The organism is Agrococcus sp. GCM10030265 (assembly GCF_042666675.1).
In the GTDB taxonomy this organism is placed as follows: domain Bacteria; phylum Actinomycetota; class Actinomycetes; order Actinomycetales; family Microbacteriaceae; genus Agrococcus.
This window is the reverse complement of the sequence record NZ_JBHTCZ010000002.1, coordinates 839,894-865,042: the sequence shown is the minus strand read 5'-3', so window position 1 is coordinate 865,042 and position 25,149 is coordinate 839,894. Positions and strand designations below refer to the sequence as shown.

21 protein-coding genes are annotated in these 25,149 nt (G+C 74.1%); 12 read left to right on the top strand and 9 right to left on the bottom strand.

The annotated features are described in order from the left end of the window. The first annotated feature begins 39 nt into the window (after positions 1–39). Positions 40–705 carry a LysE/ArgO family amino acid transporter gene (locus ACFQPP_RS08380; protein WP_376916112.1) on the top strand — a complete coding sequence of 222 codons (666 nt, stop codon included), beginning with the start codon at positions 40–42 and terminating at the stop codon, positions 703–705. 6 nt (positions 706–711) lie between these two features. On the opposite strand, the gene ACFQPP_RS08375 is transcribed toward ACFQPP_RS08380, so the two are convergent. After that, complete coding sequence (locus tag ACFQPP_RS08375) at positions 712–2,205, bottom strand: aminopeptidase P family protein (RefSeq protein WP_376916111.1); 1,494 nt, start codon at positions 2,203–2,205, stop codon at positions 712–714. A gap of 51 nt (positions 2,206–2,256) precedes the next feature. On the opposite strand from ACFQPP_RS08375, the gene ACFQPP_RS08370 reads away from it, so the two are divergent. The 3 genes from ACFQPP_RS08370 (at position 2,257) to ACFQPP_RS08360 (ending at position 4,861) form a co-directional block, all read left to right on the top strand. Continuing rightward, positions 2,257–3,063 (top strand): alpha/beta fold hydrolase, encoded by an 807-nt coding sequence (locus ACFQPP_RS08370; RefSeq protein WP_376916110.1) that lies wholly within the window; start codon positions 2,257–2,259, stop codon positions 3,061–3,063. Continuing rightward, positions 3,060–3,788: an esterase/lipase family protein gene (locus ACFQPP_RS08365; RefSeq protein ID WP_376916109.1), complete on the top strand. Its 729-nt coding sequence runs from the start codon at positions 3,060–3,062 to the stop codon at positions 3,786–3,788. Before ACFQPP_RS08370 ends, ACFQPP_RS08365 begins: the two co-directional genes overlap by 4 nt. A gap of 65 nt (positions 3,789–3,853) precedes the next feature. Next, positions 3,854–4,861, top strand: a complete 1,008-nt coding sequence (locus ACFQPP_RS08360; RefSeq protein WP_376916108.1) for a hypothetical protein — start codon at positions 3,854–3,856, stop codon at positions 4,859–4,861. Here ACFQPP_RS08360 and ACFQPP_RS08355 read toward each other — a convergent pair. From ACFQPP_RS08355 to ACFQPP_RS08345, 3 genes are read right to left on the bottom strand one after another with little or no spacing between them, the layout of a single operon-like run. Further along, positions 4,833–6,500 (bottom strand): FAD-binding oxidoreductase, encoded by a 1,668-nt coding sequence (locus ACFQPP_RS08355; RefSeq protein ID WP_376916107.1) that lies wholly within the window; start codon positions 6,498–6,500, stop codon positions 4,833–4,835. The genes ACFQPP_RS08360 and ACFQPP_RS08355 overlap by 29 nt on opposite strands. Continuing rightward, positions 6,497–7,198, bottom strand: a complete 702-nt coding sequence (locus tag ACFQPP_RS08350) for a lysophospholipid acyltransferase family protein (RefSeq protein WP_376916106.1) — start codon at positions 7,196–7,198, stop codon at positions 6,497–6,499. Before ACFQPP_RS08350 ends, ACFQPP_RS08355 begins: the two co-directional genes overlap by 4 nt. Positions 7,199–7,207: 9 nt before the next feature. Next, on the bottom strand, positions 7,208–7,963 hold the full coding sequence (locus ACFQPP_RS08345) for an SDR family NAD(P)-dependent oxidoreductase (protein ID WP_376916104.1): 756 nt from the start codon (positions 7,961–7,963) through the stop codon (positions 7,208–7,210). A gap of 63 nt (positions 7,964–8,026) precedes the next feature. Here ACFQPP_RS08345 and ACFQPP_RS08340 point away from each other — a divergent pair, with 63 nt between their 5' ends. From ACFQPP_RS08340 to ACFQPP_RS08330, 3 genes are read left to right on the top strand one after another with little or no spacing between them, the layout of a single operon-like run. Continuing rightward, the gene (locus ACFQPP_RS08340; RefSeq protein ID WP_376916103.1) at positions 8,027–8,827 is read left to right on the top strand and encodes a hypothetical protein; all 801 of its coding nucleotides are present in this window, start codon (positions 8,027–8,029) and stop codon (positions 8,825–8,827) included. Further along, complete coding sequence (locus ACFQPP_RS08335) at positions 8,824–11,115, top strand: HAD-IB family hydrolase (RefSeq protein WP_376916102.1); 2,292 nt, start codon at positions 8,824–8,826, stop codon at positions 11,113–11,115. Before ACFQPP_RS08340 ends, ACFQPP_RS08335 begins: the two co-directional genes overlap by 4 nt. A 51-nt stretch (positions 11,116–11,166) precedes the next feature. Then, positions 11,167–11,961, top strand: a complete 795-nt coding sequence (locus tag ACFQPP_RS08330) for a ferritin-like domain-containing protein (protein ID WP_376916101.1) — start codon at positions 11,167–11,169, stop codon at positions 11,959–11,961. Positions 11,962–12,024: 63 nt separating this feature from the next. Here ACFQPP_RS08330 and ACFQPP_RS08325 read toward each other — a convergent pair whose 3' ends face one another. Continuing rightward, positions 12,025–13,032, bottom strand: coding sequence for an endonuclease/exonuclease/phosphatase family protein (locus tag ACFQPP_RS08325; RefSeq protein WP_376916100.1), 1,008 nt, complete (start codon positions 13,030–13,032; stop codon positions 12,025–12,027). Positions 13,033–13,085: 53 nt separating this feature from the next. On the opposite strand from ACFQPP_RS08325, the gene ACFQPP_RS08320 reads away from it, so the two are divergent. Together ACFQPP_RS08320 and ACFQPP_RS08315 are read left to right on the top strand one after the other, a co-directional pair. Continuing rightward, positions 13,086–13,973, top strand: a complete 888-nt coding sequence (locus tag ACFQPP_RS08320) for a PHP domain-containing protein (RefSeq protein ID WP_376916099.1) — start codon at positions 13,086–13,088, stop codon at positions 13,971–13,973. A gap of 95 nt (positions 13,974–14,068) precedes the next feature. Further along, positions 14,069–14,737: a suppressor of fused domain protein gene (locus tag ACFQPP_RS08315; RefSeq protein WP_376916098.1), complete on the top strand. Its 669-nt coding sequence runs from the start codon at positions 14,069–14,071 to the stop codon at positions 14,735–14,737. 53 nt (positions 14,738–14,790) lie between these two features. On the opposite strand, the gene ACFQPP_RS08310 is transcribed toward ACFQPP_RS08315, so the two are convergent. Next, complete coding sequence (locus ACFQPP_RS08310) at positions 14,791–16,254, bottom strand: DEAD/DEAH box helicase (protein WP_376916779.1); 1,464 nt, start codon at positions 16,252–16,254, stop codon at positions 14,791–14,793. A 133-nt stretch (positions 16,255–16,387) separates the two neighbouring features. Between ACFQPP_RS08310 and ACFQPP_RS08305 the strand changes: the two genes are divergently transcribed. Beyond that, positions 16,388–17,104 carry a ferritin-like fold-containing protein gene (locus ACFQPP_RS08305; protein ID WP_376916097.1) on the top strand — a complete coding sequence of 239 codons (717 nt, stop codon included), beginning with the start codon at positions 16,388–16,390 and terminating at the stop codon, positions 17,102–17,104. A 55-nt stretch (positions 17,105–17,159) separates the two neighbouring features. On the opposite strand, the gene ACFQPP_RS08300 is transcribed toward ACFQPP_RS08305, so the two are convergent. Next, on the bottom strand, positions 17,160–17,453 hold the full coding sequence (locus ACFQPP_RS08300; RefSeq protein ID WP_376916096.1) for a hypothetical protein: 294 nt from the start codon (positions 17,451–17,453) through the stop codon (positions 17,160–17,162). Next, positions 17,453–17,671 carry a DUF3107 domain-containing protein gene (locus ACFQPP_RS08295; RefSeq protein WP_376916095.1) on the bottom strand — a complete coding sequence of 73 codons (219 nt, stop codon included), beginning with the start codon at positions 17,669–17,671 and terminating at the stop codon, positions 17,453–17,455. The genes ACFQPP_RS08300 and ACFQPP_RS08295 overlap by 1 nt, the downstream gene beginning before the upstream one ends. A gap of 98 nt (positions 17,672–17,769) precedes the next feature. Between ACFQPP_RS08295 and ACFQPP_RS08290 the strand changes: the two genes are divergently transcribed. Further along, positions 17,770–20,781, top strand: a complete 3,012-nt coding sequence (locus ACFQPP_RS08290; RefSeq protein WP_376916094.1) for a PD-(D/E)XK nuclease family protein — start codon at positions 17,770–17,772, stop codon at positions 20,779–20,781. Further along, positions 20,778–23,924, top strand: a complete 3,147-nt coding sequence (locus ACFQPP_RS08285) for a UvrD-helicase domain-containing protein (protein WP_376916093.1) — start codon at positions 20,778–20,780, stop codon at positions 23,922–23,924. The genes ACFQPP_RS08290 and ACFQPP_RS08285 overlap by 4 nt, the downstream gene beginning before the upstream one ends. Before the next feature lie 27 nt (positions 23,925–23,951). Here ACFQPP_RS08285 and ACFQPP_RS08280 read toward each other — a convergent pair whose 3' ends face one another. Then, a complete protein-coding gene (locus ACFQPP_RS08280) occupies positions 23,952–25,031 on the bottom strand; it encodes a macrolide 2'-phosphotransferase (RefSeq protein WP_376916092.1) in 1,080 nt (359 codons plus the stop codon). Positions 25,032–25,149: the final 118 nt, after the last annotated feature.

The window sequence follows — 25,149 nt, the reverse complement described above, 5'->3', positions numbered from 1 at the left end:
GCGCTGGTGCTGCAGGTCGCGGCGCCGTAGCGTCGACGCGTGCTCTCCCTCGCAGCCTTCCTCGCCGGACTCGCCATCTGCCTCGGCCTCATCATCTCGATCGGTGCGCAGAACTCGTACGTGCTGCGCCAGGGCATCCGTCGCGAGCACGTGGGCGCCATCGTCATCGCGTGCATCGCGAGCGAGGTCGTGCTGCAGACGGCTGGCGTCGCCGGCGTCGGCGTGCTCGTCGAGCACGTGCCGTGGCTCGACGGCGTCGCCCGATGGGCGGGCGCGATCTTCCTCGTCGGCTACGCGCTCGTCTGCGCGCGCCGCGCGTGGCGCGGCGGCGGCTCGCTCGTCGAGGCTCCGGCGGATGCCGACGCCTCGGCAGGCGCGGGTGGCGCGGGTGGCACGGGCGTCGCGCTGCGGCAGCGCACGTCGCGGCGCACGGCGGTGCTCACGATCCTCGCCCTCACGTGGCTCAACCCGCACGCCCTCATCGAGACGACGCTCGTCATGGGGTCGATCGCCGCGACGCACGGCGACGCGCGCTGGTCGTTCCTCGTCGGGGGGCTCGTCGCCTCCGCGATCTGGTTCGTGGGCTTCGGCTACGGCGCGAGGTTCCTCGCGCCGATCATGCGCACCGAGCGCGCCTGGCGCATCCTCGACGCCGGCATCGCCGTCGTCATGCTCGGCATCGCCGTCGCGCTCGTCGCGCTCTGACGCGGGTCAGCCGCGCAGGCCCGCCATCCACGCCTCGACCTCGTCGACGGTGCGGGGGATGGCGTGCGAGAGGTTGCGCACGCCGTCGGCGGTGACGACGACGTCGTCCTCGATGCGCACGCCGATGCCGCGCAGCTCCTCGGGCACCGTGAGGTCGTCGGGCTGGAAGTAGAGGCCCGGCTCGATCGTGAAGACCATGCCCTCCTCCACGATGCCGTCGTGGTAGAAGTCGCGGCGAGCCTGGGCGCAGTCGTGCACGTCGAGCCCGAGGTGGTGGCTCGTGCCGTGCACCATCCAGCGGCGATGCAGCTGGTTCTCCGGCTCGAGCGACTTTTCCGCCGTCATGGGCAGCAGCCCCCACTCGGCGGTGCGACGGGCGATGACCTCCATGGCGGCGGCGTGGATCTCCTTGAAGACGATCCCGGGGCGCGCGACGGCGAACGCCGCGTCGGCAGCCTCGAGCACCGCCTCGTAGACGCGTCGCTGCACGGGCGTGAAGGTGCCCGAGATCGGCAGCGTGCGCGTGATGTCGGCCGTGTAGAGGCTGTCGACCTCGACGCCTGCGTCGAGCAGGATGAGGTCGCCGTCGCGCACGGCGCCGTCGTTGCGCGTCCAGTGCAGGACGCAGGCGTGCGCGCCCGACGCCGCGATGGTGTCGTAGCCGACGGCGTTGCCGTCGATGCGCGCGCGACGGTGGAAGGTGCCCTCGACGACGCGCTCGCCGCGCGCGTGCGCCCTGGCGGCGTCGAGGTCGCGGATGACGTCCTCGAAGCCGTCCTTCGTGGCGTCGACGGCGCGCTGCACCTGCTCGACCTCCCATGCGCTCTTCACGAGGCGCAGCTCGGCGAGGTCGCGGCCGACGACGTCCTCGCCGTCGACGGATGCGTTCGCCGCATCGCCGAGGCGTGCGACGACCGCGGGATCTCCCTCGGTCGTGACGAGCACGGGCACCGAGGCGTCGTCGAGCACGGCGTCGACGTCGGCGAGATCGCGCGTCGCGAGGCCGAGGTCGGCGGCGACGTGCGCGAGCGAGGGGCGCGGGCCGATCCAGAACTCGCCGATCTCGGCGTTCGCGAAGAACTCCGTCGTCTCGCGGCCCGCGGGCTGGCGGAAGTAGAGCGTCGCCTCGTGACCGCTGGAGGCGACGGGCTCGAGCACGAGCACCGAGTCGGGCTCCGCGTCGGCGCCCCAGCCGGTGAGGATCGCGAAGTCGGGTGCCGCGCGGAAGGGGTAGTCGGTGTCGTTCGAGCGCTGCTTGCGGGGTCCGGCGGGCACGACGATCCTGGCGCCCTCGTGCATGGCCGACAGCGCGGCGCGGCGGGCTGCGGCGTCCTCGGCGGCGGCGCGCCGCTCGGGCAGCACCTCCTCGCGATCCGCCCATCCCTGCTGCACGTGCTCCACGAAGCGGCTCGACAGCGGCGTCGTCGACCGGCCGGCGTTGCGTCCGTCGCCCTGCGGCTCGGCGGTGGTCTCGGCTGCGCTCGTCGTCGTCTCGCTCATGGCCTCCATCCTGGCACCGGCGGCGCAGCCGCGCCGATCTAGGATCGGACGATGGGTGATCGGCTGCGACCGGGCGGGCGCACGTGGCGCGCCGAGAATCGGGGGCGCCTCGCCGCCGAGCGCACCGAGCACCGACGCGGCGACGACGTCGTGCTCGCATGGCACTGGCGAGGCGGCCACGAGCGCACCATCGTGCTCGTGCACGGCATCGGCATGGGGCAGCAGTACTTCGGCCTGCTGCGGGCGGAGCTCGCGAAGGACCACGACGTCGTCGCGATCGACCTCCCAGGCTTCGGCGAGTCGCCCGAGCCCGCGCAGCGCGCGACGATGCCCGAGTGCGCCGACCACGTCGCGGCCGTGCTGCGCGACCTCGGCATCGAGCGCGTCATCGCCGTCGGCCATTCGATGGGCACGCAGGTCGTGGCCGAGCTCGCCGTGCGCCACCCCGAGGTCGTCGAGCGCCTCGTGCTGATCGGGCCGACGGTCGACGCGAGGCACCGTTCGAAGCGCTCGCAGGCCGCACGGCTGCTGCTCGACCTCGTGAACGACCCGCCCGTCGTCGTCGCCGTGGGGCTGCGGATGTACGCGCAGGCCGGGCCGCGATGGTTTTTCACGCAGTTCGACGCCATGCTCGACCACCGCCTCGAGGACGTCGCGCCGCGCATCGCGTGCCCGACGCTCGTCGTGCGAGGATCCGGCGACCTCGTGAGCCCTCGCCGCTGGGCGCGGCATCTGACGGATCGCATCCCCGATGCGACGTTCCGCGAGGCCGAGGGCAAGGGGCACGAGGCGATGATCACGGGCGCGGAGCCCGTCGCGCGGATGCTGTCCGAGTTCGTGCAGCGAGCCGACGCATGATCGGGGGCGTGCTGCGGCGCGGCCTCACGTGGGCGCGCGACTACGTCGACGCCACCCGGGGCCAGCTGCGCGGGTTCATGCGTCGCACGACCCCCTTCGACGTCGCGGCGCCGCCCGACGGCGTCACCGTGGTGCTGCTCCCCGGCGTCTGGGAGCGGTGGCGCTACCTCGAGTCGCTCGCGCACCGGCTCGCCGCCCGCGGCCTGGGCGTGCGGGCCGTGCCCGCGCTCGGCTGGAACCTCGCCCCGTTCGTCGACGCCGTGCCGCTCGTGCGCGCCGCCATCGACGACCTGCCGGGCGACGTCGTGCTCGTCGCGCACTCGAAGGGCGGCCTCACGGGCAAGCGCGTGCTCGTCGACTGGGCGCGCGACGCCATCGCGGGGGAGACGCCCGCGGGCGTGCGCCTCGTCGGGCTCGTCGCGGTTGCGACGCCGTTCGAGGGCTCCGCGCGCGCACGGCTCGTGCCGTGGTGGCGCTCGCTCGCCGAGCTGCGCGACGGCTCGCCCGCCCTCGTCGAGCTCGCCGCCGAGACCGCGGCGAACGCGAGCATCGTCGAGCTCGTGCCGTCCTGGGATCCCCACGTGCCCGCCTCCGCGCCGCTGCCGGGCTCCGAGGTCGTGCGGCTGCGTGCGGCCGGCCACTTCTCGAGCCTCGAGACGCGGGAGGTCCTCGACGAGATCGTCGCGGGCATCGCCCGACTGCGCGCACGCGCCGAGGCGTCGTGACGACGCCGCTCGCCGCGCGCATCCTGACGGGCCCGCGCGGGCGACGCCTCTGCCTGGAGGTCGCGATGCGCGACGACGACGTGCGGGGCGCGGTCGTCTGGGCGGCGTGGGCGGCGCGGCGCGAGGAGCCCTCCGTCGGTCGCACGTGGATCCCGCTCGACGGGTCGTCGACGACGGCGCCGGAGGCGCCCGTCCGCACCTCCGCCGACGTCGCGCACGCGATCGTCGAGGCGAGCGTCGTCGTCGACGACGCCGCGATCGACGCCGCGCTCGGCGCGGCCGTCGGCTCCGCCATGTCCTGGCAGGAGCCCGACGCGGAGGACGACCTCGCCTCGAGCCCGGACGTCGTGGCGGCGATGCTCCCCATCGCCGAGCGCATCGCGGCGAGCGGGCACTGGCTCCACGCGGGCCGCGCGCCCGGCTCGTGGCTCGTGCGCTGGGACGAGACGCCGCCCAGGCCGCCGATCGACCTGCGTGCAGCGCGCGACGCCGCCCACGCCGAGGACGAGGCGATGCGGGCGCATGCGCTCGACGCGCCAGGCCCGCCGCTCACCGGGTCGTGGTGGTCGACGCCGCAGACGCCGGAGACCGTCGGCAGGCTCCCGATCGCCCTCGACCTCGTCGAGGACGAGCTCGGGTGGCGCGGCGCGACGGCCGTCGCCGTCCGCGAGCCGGAGCGCCTGCTGCGCATCGACTCGGCGAGCGCCTGGGTCGCGCTCGCCCGTGCGCATCCGCTCGAGACGACCTTCGCCAGGAGGCACGACTGGGGTCGGGCCACCGGCGAGCAGCACCGCTGGATCGTGCCCGACTGGGCTGCGGTCGCCGAGCATCACGACGCCGTGCACCTCGACGTGCGCTGCTGGCTCGAGGGTGCGGGCCGTGCCCTGCCGCTCGACGACGAGCGGGCGACGGTGATCGCCGGCTGGTCGCCCGACGCCACCGTCCGCCTGCACGAGCCCATCCCGCTCGACGCGCATCGCCCCCGTCGCTTCGAGCGCGACGAGGGCGATGCGTGGGTCGAGGTCGACGCCGCCAGGCAGGGCCTCAGTCGGCGACGATCGCCCCCGGGTTGAGGATGCGCTGCGGGTCGGACGCCGCGAACAGGCCGCGCATGACGGCGACGCCCTCGGTCGAGATGTCCTGCTCGAGCCACGGCGCGTGCTCGAAGCCGACGCCGTGGTGGTGCGAGATCGCGCCGCCGTGGTCGACGAACGACTGCTGGATCGCCGACTTGACGGTCTCGTACTCGACGATCGAGTCGCCGCCCGCGACCCACGCGAAGGTGAAGTACAGGCATGCGCCCGAGTGGTACGAGTGCGACAGGTGGCACATGATCCAGCCGGGCTGGCCGATCCGCTCGTACGCGGCGTTCGCCGAGGCGACGGTGGCCTCGTACAGCTCGAGCAGGCGCGACCACGGCGCGACGGTCTCGGACACGTCGGCGACGGCGCCGCGGTCGAGGAGGAAGTCGCGCAGGTAGGGCGTGTCGAACTTCTTCTGGTCGTAGAGCACGCCGGGGCCCGTGCCGACGCCCATGCCGCCGTAGGCCTTCACGATGCGCTCGACCGCTGCGCGCTGCCGACGCACGTGCGCGGGCGAGCCCTCGTAGCCGATGAACGACATGCAGATCTCGTCGAGGTCCCAGCCCTTCGAGCGCATGAGCCGCGGCAGGACCTCCTCGGCGAGGATGCGCGACGTGCCGGTGCGCGTCTTGCTCGTCGCCATCGAGAACGCCGTCTCGCGCGCGTCGGACACGCGGGTGATCGACGGTGCGGCGTCGGACGCCGCGATGGCCTGCATCGCGCCGAGCGCGACGGCCCAGCGGGGGAAGAAGTACGCGTGGATGACGCGCTCCTCGGGCACGCGGTGCACCTGCACCGTCACCTCGGTGATGATGCCGAGGCGGCCCTCGGAGCCGAGGATCATCTCGCGCACGCTCGGGCCGGTCGACGCGTTGGGCATCGCGCGGATCACGAGGGTGCCGTCCGGGCGCACGACGCGCATGCCGCGCGCGATCTCGGCGATGTCGCCGTACTTGTCGGACTGCATGCCGCTCGAGCGCGTCGCGACCCAGCCGCCGAGCGTCGAGTGCGTGAACGAGTCGGGGAAGTGCCCGAGCGTCCAGCCCTTCGCGTTCAGCTGCGCCTCGAGGTCGGGCCCGAGGGCTCCCGCCTGGATGCGCGCGACCTGCGAGGGCTCGTCGATGTCGAGCAGCAGGCGCATGCGGCCCATGTCGACGGAGACGATGGGGCGCGTCTCGGTCGCGGTCGGCTCGAGGCTGCCCGCGATGTTCGAGCCGCCGCCGAAGGGGATGAGCACGGCGTTCGCCGCCGCGGCGACCTGCACGATGCGCTGCACGTCGTCCTCGTCGCCCGGGTAGGCGACGACGTCGGGGATGCGGGGCAGGATGCCGGCGCGCACGCGGATGAGGTCGCGGATCGACTTGCCGTAGGTGTGCACGACGCGGTCGAGGTCGTCGGTGACGACGTGCTCGGCGCCGATGGCGCCGCGGAGCTCGCCCAGCAGCGAGTCGGGCGCCTGCGACGCGGGCACGTCGATGTCGTCGAACGACGGCGTGTCGACGGCCTCGGAGGCGTGGAGGTCGAGCCCGACGGCCCGCTCGACGAAGGGTGCGAACGCGGGCTTGTCCTCGTGGTGGAACGCGACGCCCTCACGGCCCCAGCCCCACCACTTCATGTGCTCGACGGTCATTCAGGCAGCTCCTTCGCGTCAGGACCGCCGTGGACGGTCACGAGTCGGACGACCTCCGCCTGCACGCGGGCGGTGAGGTCGCGGGCGGTCTCGCCCTCGATCGGTGCGATCGGGTCGCCGAACACGACCGTCACGGGCAGCCTGCCGGGCTTCGGCCACGACGAGCCGCGCGGATGCGCGTGGTGGGCGCCGACGAGCGCCACGGGGAGGATGGGCACCTGCAGCTGGATCGCGAGCGCCGCGGAGCCCGGCCGGAAGTGCGCCATGCGGCCCGTCTTCGAGCGCGTGCCCTCGGGGAAGAGCAGCACGGGGATGCCGCGCTCGAGCAGCGAGCGCGCGGACACCACCTGCTTGCGGCGCCCGGAGCGCTGCACGGGGAAGGCGTTGAAGAACAGCGCCGTCAGGCCGCGCCGCCACCAGACGTCGAAGAAGTAGTCGGCTGCGGCGCCGATCGCGAGGGTCTTCGCGATGCGCCAGGGGAGCGCGGAGAGGATCGACGGCGCGTCGAGGTGGCTCGAGTGGTTCGCGACGAGGATGAACGGCTGGCCCTCGAGGGCCGCGGCCTTGTGCTCGTCGACGGCGTGCAGCGTCACCGTGGCGTGCACGGCGCTCTTCAGCACGCCGCGCTGCGCGCCGAAGCGAGCGACCTCGTGCGCCTTCGAGTCGAAGCGGTCGCGGGGGTGCGGGGCGTCTGCCACCAGGACAACCTACCGATCTCGTCGCGATCGCAGCGCACGCGACAGGGCGCGCACGCTCGCGCGCGGCATCACGCGCAGCAATCCGGCGAAGGTCTTGTAGCGAACGCTCGGTATGGACAGCACCTTGCCGCGATCGACGTCGCGCAGGCACGCCTGCACCACGGCCTCGGGCTCGAGCCACAGCACGTCGGGCAGACCGGAGGCGGCCATGCCCGCGCGCTCGTGGAACTCCGTGCGCACCCAGCCGGGCATGAGGGCCGTGACGGTCACGCCCGAGCCGTGCAGCTCGTTCGCGAGCCCCTCGGTGATCGTCGTGACCCACGCCTTGATGGCGGCGTACGCGCCCATCGACGTGAGGCCGGCCGTCGACGACACCGTGACGATGGCGCCCTCGCCGCGCGGCCGCATCGTGCGTGCCGCCGCCGCCGCGAGCCGCTGCGTCGCACGCCCCATGACCTCCCATGCGCGATCGTGCTCGCTGGGGTCGGCGCTCATGATCTGCGCGTGCATGCCGAACCCGGCGCACGTCACCACCATGCCGATGGGGGCGTCCTCCGACTCGATGCGGGCGGCGACGCGCTCCTGCTCGTCGCGCACCGCGAGGTCGGCGGGCAGCACCTCGACGTCGACGGGCAGCTCGGCCGCCATGGCCTCGAGCCGCCCGCAGTCCCGAGCGACGAGGACGAGGTCGTGACCCCTGGCGGCGAGGGCACGCGCGAACGCGGCTCCGATGCCGGAGGACGCACCGGTGACGAGCGCACGCATGCGCCCAACACTAGCCGCGCCGCAGCACGCTTCCGCCATGCGGGCGACGGTATCGTCGAGACGATGACCACCACCGCCACGCAGCGCGCGTTCGACGTCCGCGCCTTCGCGCGCGACGCGCGCGGCAGCCATCGCGACGCCCTCGACCTCGCGGCCTTCGTCGACGCGCCGCTCGACGACGTCGCCCTGCGCCTCGTGGCGGTGCTGCACCACGTCGAGGCCGCCACGATGGAGCGCCTGCGCGACATGCTCGTGACCGCGACCCACAAGGACGCCCGCATGACGGCGTTCCTCGTGACGTGGGCGTACGAGCGCTTCTGGATCGCGGATGCGCTGCGCGCCATCCTCGACGCGCACGGGCACGCCACCGAGCTGCGCGGGCGCTCGCGCGTGCGGCTGCGCGAGCTCGCCGAGCGCCGCGGGCCCATCCGCCGCGCCCTCATCGCGAACGTCACGGGCGTCGACGTCGTCGCGATCCACGCCGCGGCGGGGCTCGTCGACGAGTGGATCGTCGGCGAGGCGTTCGGCGCCCTGCAGCGCCACGCTCGGCACGCGACGATCGATGCGCTCGTGCGCATCGTCGACGAGGTGCAGGAGCGTCACCTCGAGTTCCTCGGCCAGGAGGCCGAGCGTCGCCTCGCGGACTCGCCGCGCGCACGCCGCCTCACGCGGCGCGCGCTGCTCGGCACCGCATGGCCGATCGGCGCCATCCACGTGCCGGCGTCCGCCCGACACCTGCTCGAGCGGCTGACCTTCGCAGGCGCCGCCGGGCGCGCGGCCCTCGAGCGCGTGCGCGACCGGGTGGCCGCCCTGCCGGGGATGGATGCGACAGCCGACCGTCTGGCTGCCAGGCTGGTGGCATGAGCCCCACACGCACGCCGCACGACCTCGGCGACGCCCATGTCCTCCTGACCGGAGCCACGGGCTTCGTCGGACAGGCGATCCTCGAGCGTCTGCTTGCGACGTTCCCGTCCACGACGGTGTCGATCCTCGTGCGCGGCAAGGGCGACGAGTCGGCGGAGGACCGCGCCGCGGCGCTGCTGCGCAAGCCCGTCTTCGACCGGTGGCGCGCCGCCGTGGGCGACGAGGCCGCGGACGCTGCGATCGGCACGCGCGTGACGGTGATCGACTCGGGCCTCGACGAGGTCGCGCCGCTGCCCTCTGGCATCGACGTCGTCATCCACTCGGCGGCGAGCGTCTCGTTCGACCCGCCGATCGACGAGTCGTTCGACACGAACCTCGGCGGCGCCGTCGGCCTCTACGAGGCCGTGCGCGCCACGGGCGCCGACCCGCACGTCGTGCACATCTCCACCTGCTACGTCGGCGGCCTGCGCAAGGGCGTCGCGCTCGAGCAGAGCCTCGACCACGACGTCGACTGGCGGCTCGAGCACGCCGCGGCGCGGCAGGCGCGCGAGCGCGTCGAGATGCAGTCGCGCATGCCCGAGCTGCTCACGGGATTCCTCGACGCCGCCCGCGCCGAGCACGGCAAGGCCGGCCCGCTCGCCGTCGCATCCGCGAGCGAGGAGGCGCGTCGCGCCTGGGTGACCGAGCAGCTCGTCGAGGCGGGCCGCACGCGTGCGCAGAGCCTCGGCTGGACCGACGTGTACACGCTGACGAAGGCATTCGCCGAGCGCGCCGCCGAGCAGCTGTGGGGCGCCGAGCGCCGCCTGTCGATCGTGCGCCCGTCGATCATCGAGTCGGCGGCCCAGCACCCCTACCCGGGCTGGATCGACGGCTTCAAGGTCGCCGATCCGCTCATCGTGGCCTACGGCAAGGGGCAGCTGCCCGAGTTCCCCGGCTCGCCCGACTCCGTGCTCGACGTCATCCCCGTCGATCACGTCGTCAACGCGGCGCTCGCGGCGGCGATGCAGCCGCCGCCCGCAGGCCGCCCCGCCTACTACCAGGTGTCGTCCGGTCGCTCGAACCCGCTGCCGTACCACGAGATCTTCCAGGCGGTGCGGCGCTACTTCACCGCGCATCCGATGCAGCAGGGCGACGCGCCCGTCATCGTGCCGAACTGGACCTTCCCGGGCGGCACGCGCGTCGATCGTCGACTCGCGCAGCAGCAGCGCGCCGTGACGGCGGCGCAGCGGGCGCTCGGCGCGCTGCCGACGACCGACCGCACGCGCCGGTGGCGCACCGCGACCGACAAGGCGGTGCGCGACATCGGTCGCCTGCGCCAGTTCATCGCGCTCTACAAGGTGTACGTGCAGTCGGAGATCATCTTCGACGACGCCAACACGCGGGCGCTCCACGCCTCGCTGCCGCCCGAGGTCGCCGCCGACCGCGGGTTCGACATCACGGCCGTCGACTGGGACCACTACCTGCAGGACGTGCACCTGCCCGCGGTCACCGAGCTCGCGACGTCGTTCTCGGCGCGCCGACGGGCGAAGGCGAGCGCGGCGATCGCGCAGGCGGCTGCGAGCCTCCCGCAGCGCTCCGACGTGCTCGCGGTCTTCGACCTCGAGGGCACGCTCATCGACTCGAACATCGTCGAGCAGTACCTCTGGGTGCGCACGCAGGGCGTGCGCCGCACGGCGTACCCGGCGGAGGTCGCGCGGATGCTGCGCGACGTGCCCCGCTACCTCGCCGCCGAGCGTCGCGACCGCGGCGAGTTCATCCGCGAGTTCATGCGCAGGTACGAGGGCATGTCGGTCGACCGGCTCGAGCGCATCGTGCAGGGCGGCTACCGCGAGCGGATGCTGTCCCACGCGAGCGCCGACGCCATCGAGCGCGTGCTGCAGCACCGGGCAGCCGGCCACCGCACCGTGCTCGTCACCGGCTCGTTCGACCGGCTCGCAGCGCCCGTCGCCGCCCTGTTCGACGAGGTCGTCGCCGGCTCGATGCACGAGCGCGACGGCCGTCTCACGGGCTACCTCGCGACGCCGCCGCTCGTCGACGAGGCGCGCGCCTCGTGGCTCGCGCAGTACGCGCACGAGCACGGCGCCGACCTGTCGGCGTCGTACGGCTACGGCGACAGCCACGCCGACCTCGGCTGGCTCGCGCTCGTGGGCAACCCCACGGCCGTCAACCCGGACGGTCGGCTCGCGGGCGAGGCCGACCGTCGCGGCTGGACGTCGGCGCGCTGGCGCCGAGGCCCGGCCAACCGGGCGAGGGCGCTGCTCCGAACCATCCCCGAGGCGACCGCGTAGGCGGTCGCCCGGCACACACCGCGCAGGAGGGACGGGCTCGCGCCCGACAGCATGGCCTTCGACATCGACAAGTACACGAAGCAGTCCGAGGGCGTCCAGTGGGGCGACCTCGACCTCGACGCCTTCGACTCCGACCCCCTGCCCGAGTCGACGCTGCGCACGCTGCGCTACATGTGCGACGTCGAGTACCACACGGTCTGCTATCTGCGGGACCTCCTGACGACCCCGTCGCACAAGGAGCCCGAGGTGGGCGCCTTCATGACGATGTGGAACCGCGAGGAGTTCTGGCACGGCGAGGCGCTCGCCGCCGTGCTCGCGAAGCACGGCGTCACGGTCGACTACGACGTGCTGAAGGCCACGCGGCTGAAGCTCGGGTGGAAGGATCGCCTCGACCCCGTGAAGCAGTCGCTGCTCGGCAACGTCGTCGGCAACGACTTCGTCGCCGTGCACATGACGTGGGGCGCCGCCAACGAGTACTCGGCGAACGCCGCCTACCACCGCCTCGCGAAGCTGCAGTCGCATCCCGTGCTCACGCCGCTGCTGAAGCGCATCGCGATCCAGGAGTCGAAGCACATCGCCTTCTACGCGACGCAGGCGCGCAAGCGGCTCGAGAAGAGCAAGAAGGCGCGCGTCATCACGCGCTTCGTCATGTCGAAGGTGTGGCAGCCCGTGGGCTCCGGCATCAACACCGACGACGAGGTCTCGCACGTCATGACGCACCTGTTCCAGGGGCCCGACGGCCGCAAGCTCATCCGCGACATGGACACGAAGATCTCGGCGCTGCCGGGTCTCGAGGGGCTGCACATCGTCGAGCGGGCGATGGACGCTCGCGGCGTCCCCGCCTGACGCGCAGGCGGCGGCGGGGCCGCGCGCCGACCTCGTCCGCCGGCTCGCGGGCGCTCGCGCCGCCTAGCGCTGCCGCAGCACCGCCACCATGGGGCGGTGGTCGCTGCCGAGGTCGTCGTAGCCGGTGAGCACCTCGGCGTCGACGACGCGCCAGTCCGGGGAGGCGACGACGTGATCGATCTGCGCCCCCAGCCACGCGGGCGCCCATGTCGGCCACGTGCCGACGGCCCCGGATCCGGCGTCGCCTGCCGCATCCACGCAGGTGCCGATGTCGCCCGTGCCCGAGCCCAGCGACGACCAGTGGTCGAGCGTCGAGTTGAAGTCGCCGCCGACGATGATCGACTCGCCCTGCGCGCAGAGCGTCGCGACGAACTCGAGGTCGTCGCGCCAGTTGCGCATCTGCTGGGGGATGGGGGCGACGGGATGCGTCGCCACGAGCGTGGGCCCGATGCCCGAGTCGGGCGTGGCGACGACGGTCGGGAGCGTGTTCGTCTGGCCGACGTCGACCGAGGGCTGCGCCGTGTACGTGCCCATCGACGTCGACACGAGCATCGTGGTGTTGAGCGCACCGTAGTCGGCGTTCGCGAAGTCGGTCGTGAGGGCGAAGAACGGGTTGCCCTCGGCGCCCAGGAGCACCGCGACCTCCGTGCCCATCTGGATGGTCGTCTCCGGCAGCATCACGACGTCCGCGCCGGAGTCGCGCACGACGCCCGCGATGGCCTCGGCGCCGGGCGCGTCGCCGAGCGTGTTCCACGTCAGCACCACGACGTCGCCCTCCTCGGCGACCGCCGCGGAGTCGTCGACGCCGCGCGAGAGGTGGATGCCCGACGACGCGACCATGAAGACGAGCAGCAGCACGACCATGGCGCCCGCGAAGCGGCGGATGCGCCTCGCCGCCATGAGCAGCAGGGCCACGACGGCCAGCACGGCGGCGATGCACACGACGCCCATGCGCAGCGACACGACCTGGGCCACCACCGGCGCCTGCTCGAGCCCGAACGTCTGCGGCCACGCCGCCACGAGCAACGCCGCAGCCACGGCGATGCCGACGAGCCATCCGAGCACCTTCATCCTCTCCAGGGTAGGTGCCGCGGCGCTGCTGCGGCGGCTCCTACGATGGTGGGATGAGCGCAGCCGGCACGAACCCCGCGGGTGCGACGTCGTGGGGCCGCATCGACCTGCATGCGCACTCGACCGAGTCGGACGGCACGGAGTCGCCGCGCGAGCTCGTGCTGCAGGCGCACGCGGCGGGGCTCGGCACCGTCGCGATCACCGACCACGACACCACCGCGGGGTGGGGCCCTGCGACCGAGGCGGCGCACGAGGTCGGCATGGGGCTCATCCCCGGCGTCGAGTTCTCGGCGCAGCAGCAGTGGGCGAGCGTGCACGTGCTCGGCTACCTGCTCGACCCCGTGGCGCCCGCGTTCCTCGCCGAGCGCGAGCGCATCCGCGTCGAGCGCGTGCATCGTGCGCAGCGCATGGTCGAGCGCATCGGCGCCGACTACCCGCTCACGTGGGAGATCGTGCAGGAGCACGCCTCGCCCACCGCGACGATCGGGCGACCGCACATCGCCGACGCCCTCGTGTCGCTCGGCATCGTCCCCGACCGCTCGAGCGCGTTCGACGGCATCCTGCACTGGCGCGGCGGCTACTACCAGCCGCATCGCGCGCCGGCGCCGCTCGAGGCCGTGCGCATCATCCGCGCAGCGGGCGGCGTGCCCGTCATCGCGCATCCCGCGGGCCGTGGGCAGGCGGCGATGGACGACGAGGTGCTCGGCGACCTCGTCGACGCGGGGCTCTTCGGCCTCGAGGTCGACCACCGCGACAACCCCGCAGACGCTCGCTCCTGGCTGCGCGACCGCGCCGCCAGGTACGGCCTCGTCACGACGGGGTCGAGCGACTGGCACGGGCGCGGCAAGCCCAACCTCTTCGGCGAGCACACGACGAGCCCCGAGGTGCTCGACGCGATCGTGGCGGAGGCCACGGGCGCCGAGCCGATCCTGCCCGCCTGAGACGCCGACGCCGCGGGCGAGGGGACGCGCGGACGGCGCGTCTCGCGCGCGGCTCCAGTACCCTGCATCCATCCCGAGCACGAGAGGACCTGCGCATGGCATGGTCGGATCCGGCAGAGCTGCGCGCGGGCGACGAGCACGCGCAGACGCTCGTGCAACACCTGCGTCGGCACCTGGGCGAGCCCAGCACGATGCTCGCCGAGGCCGTGCCCGACGAGCTCCGCATCGACCTCGTGGTGTTCCCGCCCACCGACGAGCGGCCGTTCGTGACGCTCGCGACCGTCGGCATGTCGGCGCTGCCGATGCACGTGCCCTCCGAGCTCGCCGAGCATGCCCGCCAGGAGCTGCTCATCGGCGTGCCGGCCGACTGGCCGGGGCTCGCAGACGGTCTCGCCGACGTCGAGGGCGCCCTGCAGGACGAGGACGCGTACTGGCCCATCCGGCTCGTGAAGGGCCTCGCCCGCTACCCGCGTCGCAGCAGCACGTGGGTCTCGTGGGGGCACACCGTCCCCAGCGGGTCGCCCTTCCACGAGGGCGTGCCGTTCTCGACGGCGCTCATCGGCCCGCCGCTGGGGCTGCCGACGTCGATCATGGCGGCGCAGACCGCCGTCGGGCGCGTCTCCTACCTCGCCGTGCTGCCCATCACCGACGCCGAGATGCAGCACGCGACGGCGACGGCCGGCGGCTCCGACGACCTCATCGACCGGCTCCAGGCCGCGGGCGTCACGATCGCGGTCGATCCTGGGCGGGCGTCCGTCGTCTGATGCACGACGAGACCCCCTCGGCCGTGGGCCGAGGGGGTCTCGTCGTGCGTGCGTCAGGCCTGGGGCGCTGCGGCGGCGCCTGCGCCGCCCGCGCCGCCGGAGCGGCGACGTCGGCGCCTGCGCCGGGCGGGGGCGGCGTTGCCGTCGTGGTGCTCCGAGCCGCCGCCGTCGTGCGTGCCGCGGCCCTCGGCCGGCTCGGCCTCGCGCGCGGGAGCGTCCGACCGGGCGGCGCCGTCGCGACGGGGACCCCGGCCGCCGTCGCGGCCTCCGTCGCGACCGCCCCGGCTCGAGCCGCCACGCCCGCCGTCGCGCTTGGCGCGCTCGCGGTCGCGCTCGATCTCGCGCTTGGCGATGCGGTCGGGCGGCGTCGCCCGCAGGCGACCCTTCGAGCCGGCGGGGATCGCGAGGTCCTCGAACAGGTGCGGCGACGACGAGTACGTCTCGGCGGGCTCGGGCATCCCGAGCTCGAGCGCACGGTCGATGAAGACCCACTTGTGCAGGTCCTCCCAGTCGACGAACGTCACGGCGATGCCGGTGCGGCCGGCGCGGCCCGTGCGGCCCACGCGGTGCAGGTACGTCTTCTCGTCCTCGGGGATCGTGTGGTTGATGACGTGCGTCACGTCGTCGACGTCGATGCCTCGAGCGGCGACGTCGGTCGCGATGAGGACGTCCTTCTTGCCGGCCTTGAACGCGGCCATGGCGCGCTCGCGACCCTCCTGGCTCATGTCGCCGTGCACGGCGGCCGCCTCGAAGCCGCGGTCGATGAGCTCCTCGCACAGGCGCGAGGCCGCACGCTTCGTGCGCGTGAAGACCACGGTCTTGCCGCGACCCTCGGCCTGCAGGATGCGGCCGATGACCTCGTCCTTGTCGAGCGAGTGCGCGCGGTAGACGAGGTGGCGGATGTTCGCCTGCGCGATCGTGTCGTCGGGGTCGGTCGCCCGGATGTGGATCGGGCGCGACATGAACCGGCGGGCGAGCGCGACGATCGGGCCGGGCATCGTGGCCGAGAAGAGCATGGTGTGGCGCACGGGCGGCACGAGCGAGAAGATGCGCTCGATGTCGGGCAGGAACCCGAGGTCGAGCATCTTGTCTGCCTCGTCGAGCACGATCTCCGACACCTTCGACAGGTCGAGGATGCGCTGGTTCGCGAGGTCGAGGAGGCGGCCAGGGGTGCCGACGACGATCTGCGCGCCGGCCTTCAGCTGCTCGATCTGGCCCTCGTAGGCCTTGCCGCCGTAGATCGAGGCGATCTGCGTCGGGCGGTTGCCGGTGATGAGCACCATGTCCTCGGTGACCTGCACCGCGAGCTCGCGCGTCGGCACGACGATGAGCACCTTGACCCCGGGCTCGGGGTCGGCGCCGATGCGCTGCGCGATGGGCAGGCCGAACGCGAACGTCTTGCCGGTGCCGGTCTTGGCCTGGCCGATGATGTCCTGACCGGAGAGACCGAGGGGGATGGTCTGCTGCTGGATGGGGAAGGGCTCGTGGATGCCGTGGGAGGCGAGGGCCTCGACCATGTCGGCATCGATGTGCAGTGCTGCGAACGTCAAGTCGGATCCGTCTCTGGATTGCGTGATATATCCGAGCCAGTCTACCGGCGGGTCGCCTGGATGCCGGTCGGCGGCGCCGGGACTGGCTAGGCTCGTCGCCGTGGTCCGCTGGTTCGATCGCACGCCGCGCGAGGTGACGAGGTCGCTGCTGCGACCCCGCACGGTGGTCCCCGAGGGCGATCGCGTGCTGCTGCAGGATCTCGAGCCGCGGCTCGAGCAGTACCTGGGGCAGCTGCTGGCCCTGCAGCTCGTCGTGCTGCAGCAGGCCGGACGCGCGGTCGACGAGTCGCCGACGCTCGCGGCGAAGGCCAACCTCGTCGAGGTGCTGCGCATCGTCTCGTCGCGCTACCGCGACCTCGCCGAGCTGCTGCCGCGCGACGTCGAGCCGCTCGCGGCGATGGAGCCGTTCTACGTCTCGAGCGAGCGCTTCGCCAAGGAGGTCGCGGGCGCCGACTGGTACGAGCAGGTGCTCGCGCTGCACGTGACGACGGGGCTGCTCACCGACTTCTTCGTCGCCTACGGCGGCGGCCTGCCCGACGACGAGCGCGGCGCGGTGCTGCGGGTGCTCACGCGCGAGACCGGGCATCCGCTGCTCGCACGCGAGCTGCAGCGCGCGATCGCCGAGAACCCGAGGCTCGCGGCCCGCATGGCGCTGTGGGGTCGCCGCCTCGTGGGCGACACGCTGCTGCAGATGTACCTCGCCGTGCACGGGCCGCAGGACGCCTCGCCCGCGCCCGCTCGCAGGCTCGAGCCCGCGTTCAACGACATCGTCGCCGCGCACACGCGCCGCATGGACGCCTTGGGCCTCACTGCCTAGGCGATCGCCGTCGCCGGCGTCGGCGCGGTCGCTGCGCGCGCGGCCCGAGCGGTCGTCAGCGCGTCGCGAGCAGGTGCTGCAGGCGCTGCTCGTCGCGAGCGGGACGCACGCGAGCGAGGGCGAGGGCTGCGATGGTGCAGGTGACGACCGGCGCGACGAGGGCGAGCAGCCAGATCCACGGGTCGGCGAGGCTCCAGCCCGAGACGACCATGACGACCCAGGCGACGGCCGTCGTGCACGCGCCGAGCGCGGGCAGCAGCAGGATGCCGTGCGTGGCACGACCGGGGATGACGTAGCGCAGCACCGCGCCGACGGCAGCGCCGAGCACCGGCATCCAGAGGAGCTCCATCAGGCCACGAATCCCACGCGGCGCGCCGACTCGGAGCCGATCTCGACGTACGCGATCTGCGCGCTCGGCACGAGGTAGCGACGCCCCTTGGCGTCGTCGAGCGAGAGGTGGCCGCCGTCGAACGCCGCGGTCACGGCCTGCTCGACCTCGGCGACCGTCTGCGCGGAGTCGAACGCGATCTCGCGCGCGGTGTCCTTGATGCCGATGCGGATGTCCATGTCGAGAAGGATATGGGATGGGCGTGGGCGCATCGTGCGCGTTCGCCGACAGCGGCCGGGGTGCCGTGGATGTCGGCGGCGGGCCCTAGCGTCGAGGGGTGCCCACGACCCTCGACGCCTCGCAGCGCGCCGTGCTCGACCTGCCCGTCGACGCGAGCGCCGTCGTCCTGGGCGTCGCGGGATCGGGCAAGACGACCACGGTCGTCGAGCTCGTGGCCGAGCGGCTGCAGACGCTCGGCTGGGCGGGGGGAGACGTGCTGGTGCTCGCCGGCTCGCGCGCCGCGGCGACGCGGCTGCGCGATCGGCTCGCCGCCCGCGTCGCGGTCGTGACGCCCGGTCCGCTCGCGCGCACGGCGGCGTCCTTCGCGTACGCCCTCCTCGGCGAGCAGGCCCTCGCCGAGGGCACCGAGCGCCCGCAGCTGCTCTCGGGTGCCGAGCAGGACGGCATGCTCGCCGAGCTCCTCGCCGGGCACGCCGAGCTCGGCGCGGGGCCCGAGTGGCCCGAGCATCTGGGTGCGGAGGTGCGCGAGCAGCAGGGCTTCCGCACCGAGCTGCGCGACGTGCTCGCGCGAGCGCGCGAGCAGGGGCTCGATCGTGCGGCGCTCGACGACCTCGCGCGCATGCACGACCGTCCCGAGTGGGCGGCCGCGGGCGCCGTGCAGCACGAGCTCGACCAGGTGCTCGCGCTCGCGCACCGCGACGGCGTCGGCGCGCTCGACGCCCCCGGCCTCCTGGCTCGGGCCGCCGCCATCGTGCGCGCCGGCGAGCGCCGCCTGCGCCTCCTCGTCGTCGACGACGCGCAGGAGCTCACCGAGGGCGCGACGCGACTCGTCGAGGCACTGCACGCCACCGGCACGACCGTCGTGGCCTTCGGCGACCCCGACACCGCCACCGACATGTTCCGCGGCGCCGACCCGTCGATCCTCGGCTCGCTCGGCGCCCGACTCGGCTTCTCGACGCGCATCGACCTCGCGCACGACCACCGGCACGGCGAGGTGCTGCGCTCGGCGATCGCCGGGCTGTCGGGGCGCATCGGCACGGCGCTCGGCGGCACGCACCGAGCCGCCGACGCGGTGGGCGACGCCGGCGCGATCGCGGTGCACCTCGTCGACGGCGCCGTCGAGCAGTCGAGGCGCATCGCGCGCATCCTCCGTCGCAGGCACCTCGTCGACGACGTCCCATGGGGCGAGATGGCCGTCGTCACGCGCTCGGGCAGGCTCGCGGCCGAGCTCGAGCGCTCGCTCGCCGATCTCGAGGTGCCGACGCTGCGCGAGGGCGGGGGGTCGGCCGTGCGCGGCTCGAGCGTCGCCGACGACCTGGTGGCGATGCTCTCCGTCGTCACGGGCGTCGAGCCCCTCGGGCCCGAGGTCTCGCGCCGCATCCTCTCGTCGCCGCTCGTCGGGCTCGACGCCGTCGGTCTGCGCCGCCTGCGCCGTGCCGTGCGCCACCGCGCGCTCGCCGACGAGCGCGTGCCGGCATCCGGCGACGAGCTGCTCGCGATCGCCCTCGCCGACGAGGCCTCGCTCGACGGCGTCGGAGGGCAGGAGGCACGCATCGCGCGCGCCGTCGCGTCGCGGCTGCGCTACGCCGCCGAGCTCGCGCACGGCGACGACCCCGACACCGCCGTCGAGCTGCTGTGGCGCCTGTGGGACGGCGCGGGGGTCGCCGACGCGTGGCGCGAGGCGGCGCTCGCGGGCGGCGGCGACGCCGCATGGGCGCACCGCAGGCTCGACGCCGTCGTCGCGCTGCTCGACCACGCCGCGCGGCACGCCGAGCGCCATCCCGACGTGCGCGCCGACGAGTTCGTGCGCGCGTGGCGGTCGGCGGCGCTCGAGCTCGACTCGCTCGCAGGCAGGCAGGTCGCCGCGTCGGTGCGCATCGGCACGCCGTCGCAGCTCGTGTCCGTCGAGCTCGACACCGTCGTCGTGGCCGGCGTGCAGGAGGGTGCGTGGCCCAACCTGCGGCCGCGCGGGTCGCTGCTCGGCGCGCAGCAGCTCGCGGGGGAGGCGTCGGTCACCGACGTCGCCGGCGACGAGCTGCGCATGTTCGTGCACGCCGTCTCGCGGGCACGGGCGGCGGTGCACGTCGTCGCGATCGAGACCGAGGAGGAGCGGCCCGCGCGCTGGCTCGCGGGGCTCCCGCCCGCGCCCGACGAGGTCGACGCCCGTGGCAGGAGCCTGCGCGAGCTCGTGGGCACGCTGCGGCGACTGCTCGTCGACCCGCAGTCGTCCGAGCCCCTGCGGCGCGACGCGGCGGCGGCCCTCGCCAGGCTCGCGAGCGAGGGCGTGCCGGGTGCCGACCCGTCCCAGTGGGCGGGGCTCGCCGCCGCGACGACCGATGCTCCCCTCGCCGACGAGGGCGAGCCGATCGGCGTCTCGCCGTCGGCGCTCGAGGGCTTCGAGACGTGCCCCGTCGACTGGGCGGTCGGTCGTCTCGCCCCGACGGGCTCGGCCACGCCGCAGGCGATCGGCACGATCGTGCACGCGGCCGTCGAGCACGCCGACGCCGCCGATGCGGCATCGCTCATGGCGGCGGTCGAGGCGCGATGGTCCGAGCTGGCGTTCCGCTCGCCGTGGGAGTCGGCGCGCGAGCGGGCCGTCGTCGAGCAGATCGTGGTGGCCATCGCCGACTACGTGCGCTCCGAGCGGGCTCAGGGGTGGCGCATCGAGGTCGGCGACCACGAGCGGCGCTTCGAGCTCGCGATCGGCGAGGTCGTGCTGCGCGGCTCGATCGACTGGATCGAGCGCCGCGGCGACGAGGTGCGCATCGTCGACCTGAAGACCGGCAAGGAGAAGCCGAGCGGTCCTGCGATCGCGGCGCACGCGCAGCTGCGCGCCTACCAGCTCGCCGCGGCACGCGGCGCGATCGCGACCGTCGCACCCGAGACGACGTCCGCAGGTGCGCGGCTGCTGTACCCGCGCGACCCGAGGCCGGTCGGCGACCAGGCGCCGCTCGCCGCCGACGAGCTCGGCGAGTTCGAGGCGCGCGTCGTCGACGTCGCCGCGCGCATGGCGGCCGCGACGTTCACGGCCGTGCCCCTCGAGCACTGCCTCAACGAGTTCGCGCACGGGCAGTGCGAGATCCACGTGCGACGACAGGTGACCGAATGAGCCAGCGCATCCACGAGGCGACGATCAGCCCCGCCGAGATCGCCGAGCGACTCCACGCGGCGTCCGGGGCCGAGGGTGCGCCACGCGTGCCCACCGACGAGCAGGCCGCCGTGATCACGGCGCCCCTCGAGCCGGCGCTCGTCGTCGCGGGCGCGGGATCCGGCAAGACCGAGACGATGTCGATGCGCGTGCTGTGGCTGCTCGCGAATCGCATGGTCGAGCCCGAGCGCATCCTCGGCCTCACCTTCACGCGCAAGGCCGCGAGCGAGCTGCGCGTGCGCCTCGTCGAGCGCATCGAGCAGCTGGTGCGCGCCGGTCTCGTCGACGAGTCCGCCGCAGCCGTCGAGCCGACGGTGTCGACGTACAACGCGTTCGCGAGCCAGCTGTACCGCGAGCACGCCCTCGTGCTCGGACGCGATCCCGACGCCGACCTGCTCGGCGACACCGCGGCATGGCTGCTCGCCCGCGACGTCGCGCTCGCGAGCGACGACCTGCGGCTCGCGGCGCTGCGCTCGAACGACGTCGTCGTCGACGGTCTGCGCCGTCTCGCCTCCGAGCTCGGCGACAACGCGCTCGAGCCCCACGTGCTCGACGGCTTCGCTCGGCCGTTCGAGCGCATCGCGAGCCTCGAGGTGGGCAGGGGCCAGGTCGGCGTGGGCCGCGAGCGCGACAAGGACGTCCTCGCCATGCGGGCGCTCGAGCCGCTCGCCGCGCTCGCCGCCACCTACGACCGGCGCAAGCGCGAGCTCGGCGTCATCGAGTTCAGCGACCAGGTGCGCTTCGCGCTCCAGGCGCTGCAGGCGGCCCCTCGGCTCGTCGACGAGGTCCGTGCACGGCACGGGGTCGTGCTGCTCGACGAGTACCAGGACACCTCCGTGTCGCAGGTGCGGCTGCTCACGACGCTGTTCCGCGGCGACCCCGTCATGGCGGTCGGCGATCCGAACCAGTCGATCTACGGCTGGCGCGGCGCGAGCGCGGGCACGCTCGCCCGCTTCCACGAGGACTTCGGCGGCACGGCGCGCTTCGCGCTCTCGACGAGCTGGCGCAACGCGGCGGGCGTGCTCGACGTCGCCAACCGCATCGCCGCGCCGCTGCCCGCGCACGGCGTCGAGCGGCTGCGCCCGCGCCCCGGCGCCGAGGCGGGCGAGATCGCGCTCGAGCTGTTCGAGACGCAGCACGACGAGGCCGAGGCGCTCGCGACCTGGTTCGCCGACCGCGGCGCCGGCAGCCCGCCGACGACCGCGGCCGTGCTGCTGCGCGTGCGCGGACGCATGTGGACCTTCGCCGACGCCCTCGCGCGCCGAGGCATCGCGTGCCACGTGGTCGGCACGGGTGGCCTGCTCGCCGAGCCGGAGATCGTCGACATGCGCTCAGCGCTCTCGGTGCTCGCCGACCCCAGGGCGGGCGGCCACCTGCTGCGTCTGCTCGCCGGCGCGCACTGGCGCGTCGGCCCCCGCGACCTCGCCGCGCTGCGCGACCACGCACGCCGGGTCGCGACGCGGTTCGTCCCGCAACGCGCCCGCGAGGCCGATCGCGAGTCGACCGACGACGACGCCTCCGCCTCGCTCGTCGACGCGCTCGACGACCTGCTCGACGCCCCGGCCGACGCCGCCGTCTGGTCGGCGCTCTCCGAGGCCGGGGCCGACCGGCTCCGCGACGCGGCACGCACGTTCCGCAGGCTGCGCGCGCAGCGCGGGCTGCCGCTGCCCGAGCTCGTGCGCCTCGTCGAGCGGCAGCTGCGCCTCGACGTCGAGGTGCTCGCCAACCCGGCGCGCGCGCCGCGGCGCTCGCTCGACGCGTTCGTCGCCGAGGTGCAGCAGTTCGCCCTCACCGACCCTGCCGCGACGCTCGAGGCGCTCGTCGGCTGGCTCGAGCGCGCCGCACGCGACGACACGCTCGACGCACCCGCCCCGGAGCCCGAGCCGGGCGTCGTGCAGATCCTCACGATCCACGCGTCGAAGGGCCTCGAGTGGGATCTCGTGGCCGTGCCGTCGCTCACCGAGAAGACCCTGCCGATGCAGCGGCAGGATGCCCGCGGCTGGCTGGCCGTGGGCGCGGTGCCGTACGCCCTGCGCGGCGACGCGGGCGAGCTGCCGCGCTTCGATCCCGCCGGCGTCGCGGACCTGCGCGAGTACGGGATCGAGCGGAAGGCGTACGCCGAGGGGCTCGCCGACCAGTTCCACGCCGAGGAGCGCCGGCTCGCCTACGTCGCCGTCACCCGTGCACGGGCGTCGCTGTGGATGTCGGGCGCTTGGTGGATCGGCAGGAACAAGGCCATCGCGAAGCCGTCGCGCTTCCTCGTCGACGGCGCAGACGTGCTCGGCATCGAGCTGCCGTCCGCGCCGGCGCACGCCGAGAACCCGACGGTGCTCGAGCTCGAGCAGGCCGTCTGGCCGCCCGACCCGCTCGGGCGTCGCCGCGACGTCGTCGAGCGCGCCGCCGCCGCCGTGCGCGCGGCCGACGCCGCGGCGCCGACGCGGTTCGACGACGAGATCGCGCTGCTGCTCGCCGAGCGCGACGCCCCGGCGCGGGCGGTCGCGCCGAGCCGCATCTCGGCCTCGACCGCGAAGGACTGGCTCGCCGATCCCGAGGGTCAGGCGCTCGCGCGCGTGCGCCCCATGCCGCGCCGCCCGTTCCGCGCCACCCGGCTCGGCACGCTCTTCCACCAGTGGGTGGAGCAGCGCGGCACGACGGGGCTCGCCGACCTCGTCGACGACGAGCCGCTCGACGAGGGCGATCTCGTCGCGGTCGACGTCGAGCGCCTCGCGCGCCTGCGCGAGACCTTCCTCGCATCGCCGTACGCGCGCATGGAGCACGTCGCGACCGAGCTCGAGGTGCATCTGCCGCTCGGCTCGACGTCGGTCGTGTGCCGCATCGACGCGGTGCTGCGCGATGGCGATGAGCTCGTCCTCGTCGACTGGAAGACGGGGGCGCTGCCGCGATCGCGGGCCGACGTCGCCGAGCGCGGCCTCCAGCTGGCGCTCTATCGCGCGGCCTACGCGCTGCACGCGGGCGTCGATCCCGAGAGCGTGCGCGCCGAGCTGTACTTCGTCGAGCACGACGAGGTCGTGCGGCCCGAGCACGTGCTGAGCCTCGACGAGCTGCGCGACGCGTGGGAGACGGCGCGGGGGCGCCTGGCCTGAGCCGTCGGATGCGATGCGGCGAGGCGCTCAGCGCCGCGCGGACTCCGGCAGCCCCACGTCGCCGATCTCCTCCGTGAGGTCGTCGGCGCCGCGGCGTGGAGCCTCGGGCCTCGCCACCGAGGTGCCCCGCTCGTCGAGCATGTGCTGCACGTCGGCGAGGTCCATCGTGTGGAGCCGCTCGGGGCGCAGCGCCGTCGAGGCGTCGTCGTCGGCGACGCGGTCGGCGAGCCGGGCGAGCATCGCCTCGGCATCCGCGACGATGGCGTCGTCGTGCGCCTGCACGCCGTGCAGCAGCCACCGGGCGACGTCGAGCTCGGCGTGCAGCATCGCGCGGCGACGCAGCTGCCGGTCGGCTCCGCGCACGCCCGCGTAGGCCACGAACGCTTCGTCGACCGATGATCCGTGCTCGCTGCCGAGCAGCCACGCGAGGTCGACGGCGGGGTCGCCGAGCCCGAGCGCGTGCCAGCCGTCGATGCCCGTGATGCGCGAGTGCTCACGGCGGAACGCGGGCGCCTGCAGGTCGCCGTGCACGACGCGGGCCTGGAACTGCCACAGCGCAGGATCGTCGAGCGCGGTCTCCCAGCGCGCGAGCAGCGGAGCGGGGACGCGGCCCGTCACGGCGACGGCGTCGAAGACCTCGACGAGCGCCTGACGGATGTCGGCGACCGAGCGGTGCGGAAGCCCGGCGTCGACGACGATGCTCGTCGGCAGCTCGTGCAGCGCCGCGATCGCCTCGCCGATGGATGCCGCGAGGCCGGCGTGCGCGGGCGAGACGTCGGGCAGGTGCAGCGTCGTGCCGCCGAGGCGCGTCGACACCACGACGGCCGTGCGCTGCAGCGCAGCGGTGCCGAGGGTCTCGGGCACCTCGAACGGCAGGCGGTCGCGCACCGCGGCCGTGAAGACGTTGAGCGTCACGGCCTGGTCGCTCAGACGCCGCAGCGACTCGCGCGTGCGGGGCACGACGATGCGCACGATGCGGCCGTCCGCCGTGCGTGCGGCGACGGCCTCCACGTCTGCGTCCGAGCCGTCGTCGACGGCCCCGACGACCTCGATGCCGGGCACGGCGGAGGTCGCCAGCGCGGCTAGAGTGAAGGGGTTCGCAGCCATGATGGAAGGGTACGGCGGGCATCCGCGGCTCCTGCGTCGCCACGCGCTGCGACAGGAAGGCTGCTGTGACGAACCCGTCCTCGATCCCGCCCCTCTCGCGAACCTCGCTCGATCGCGA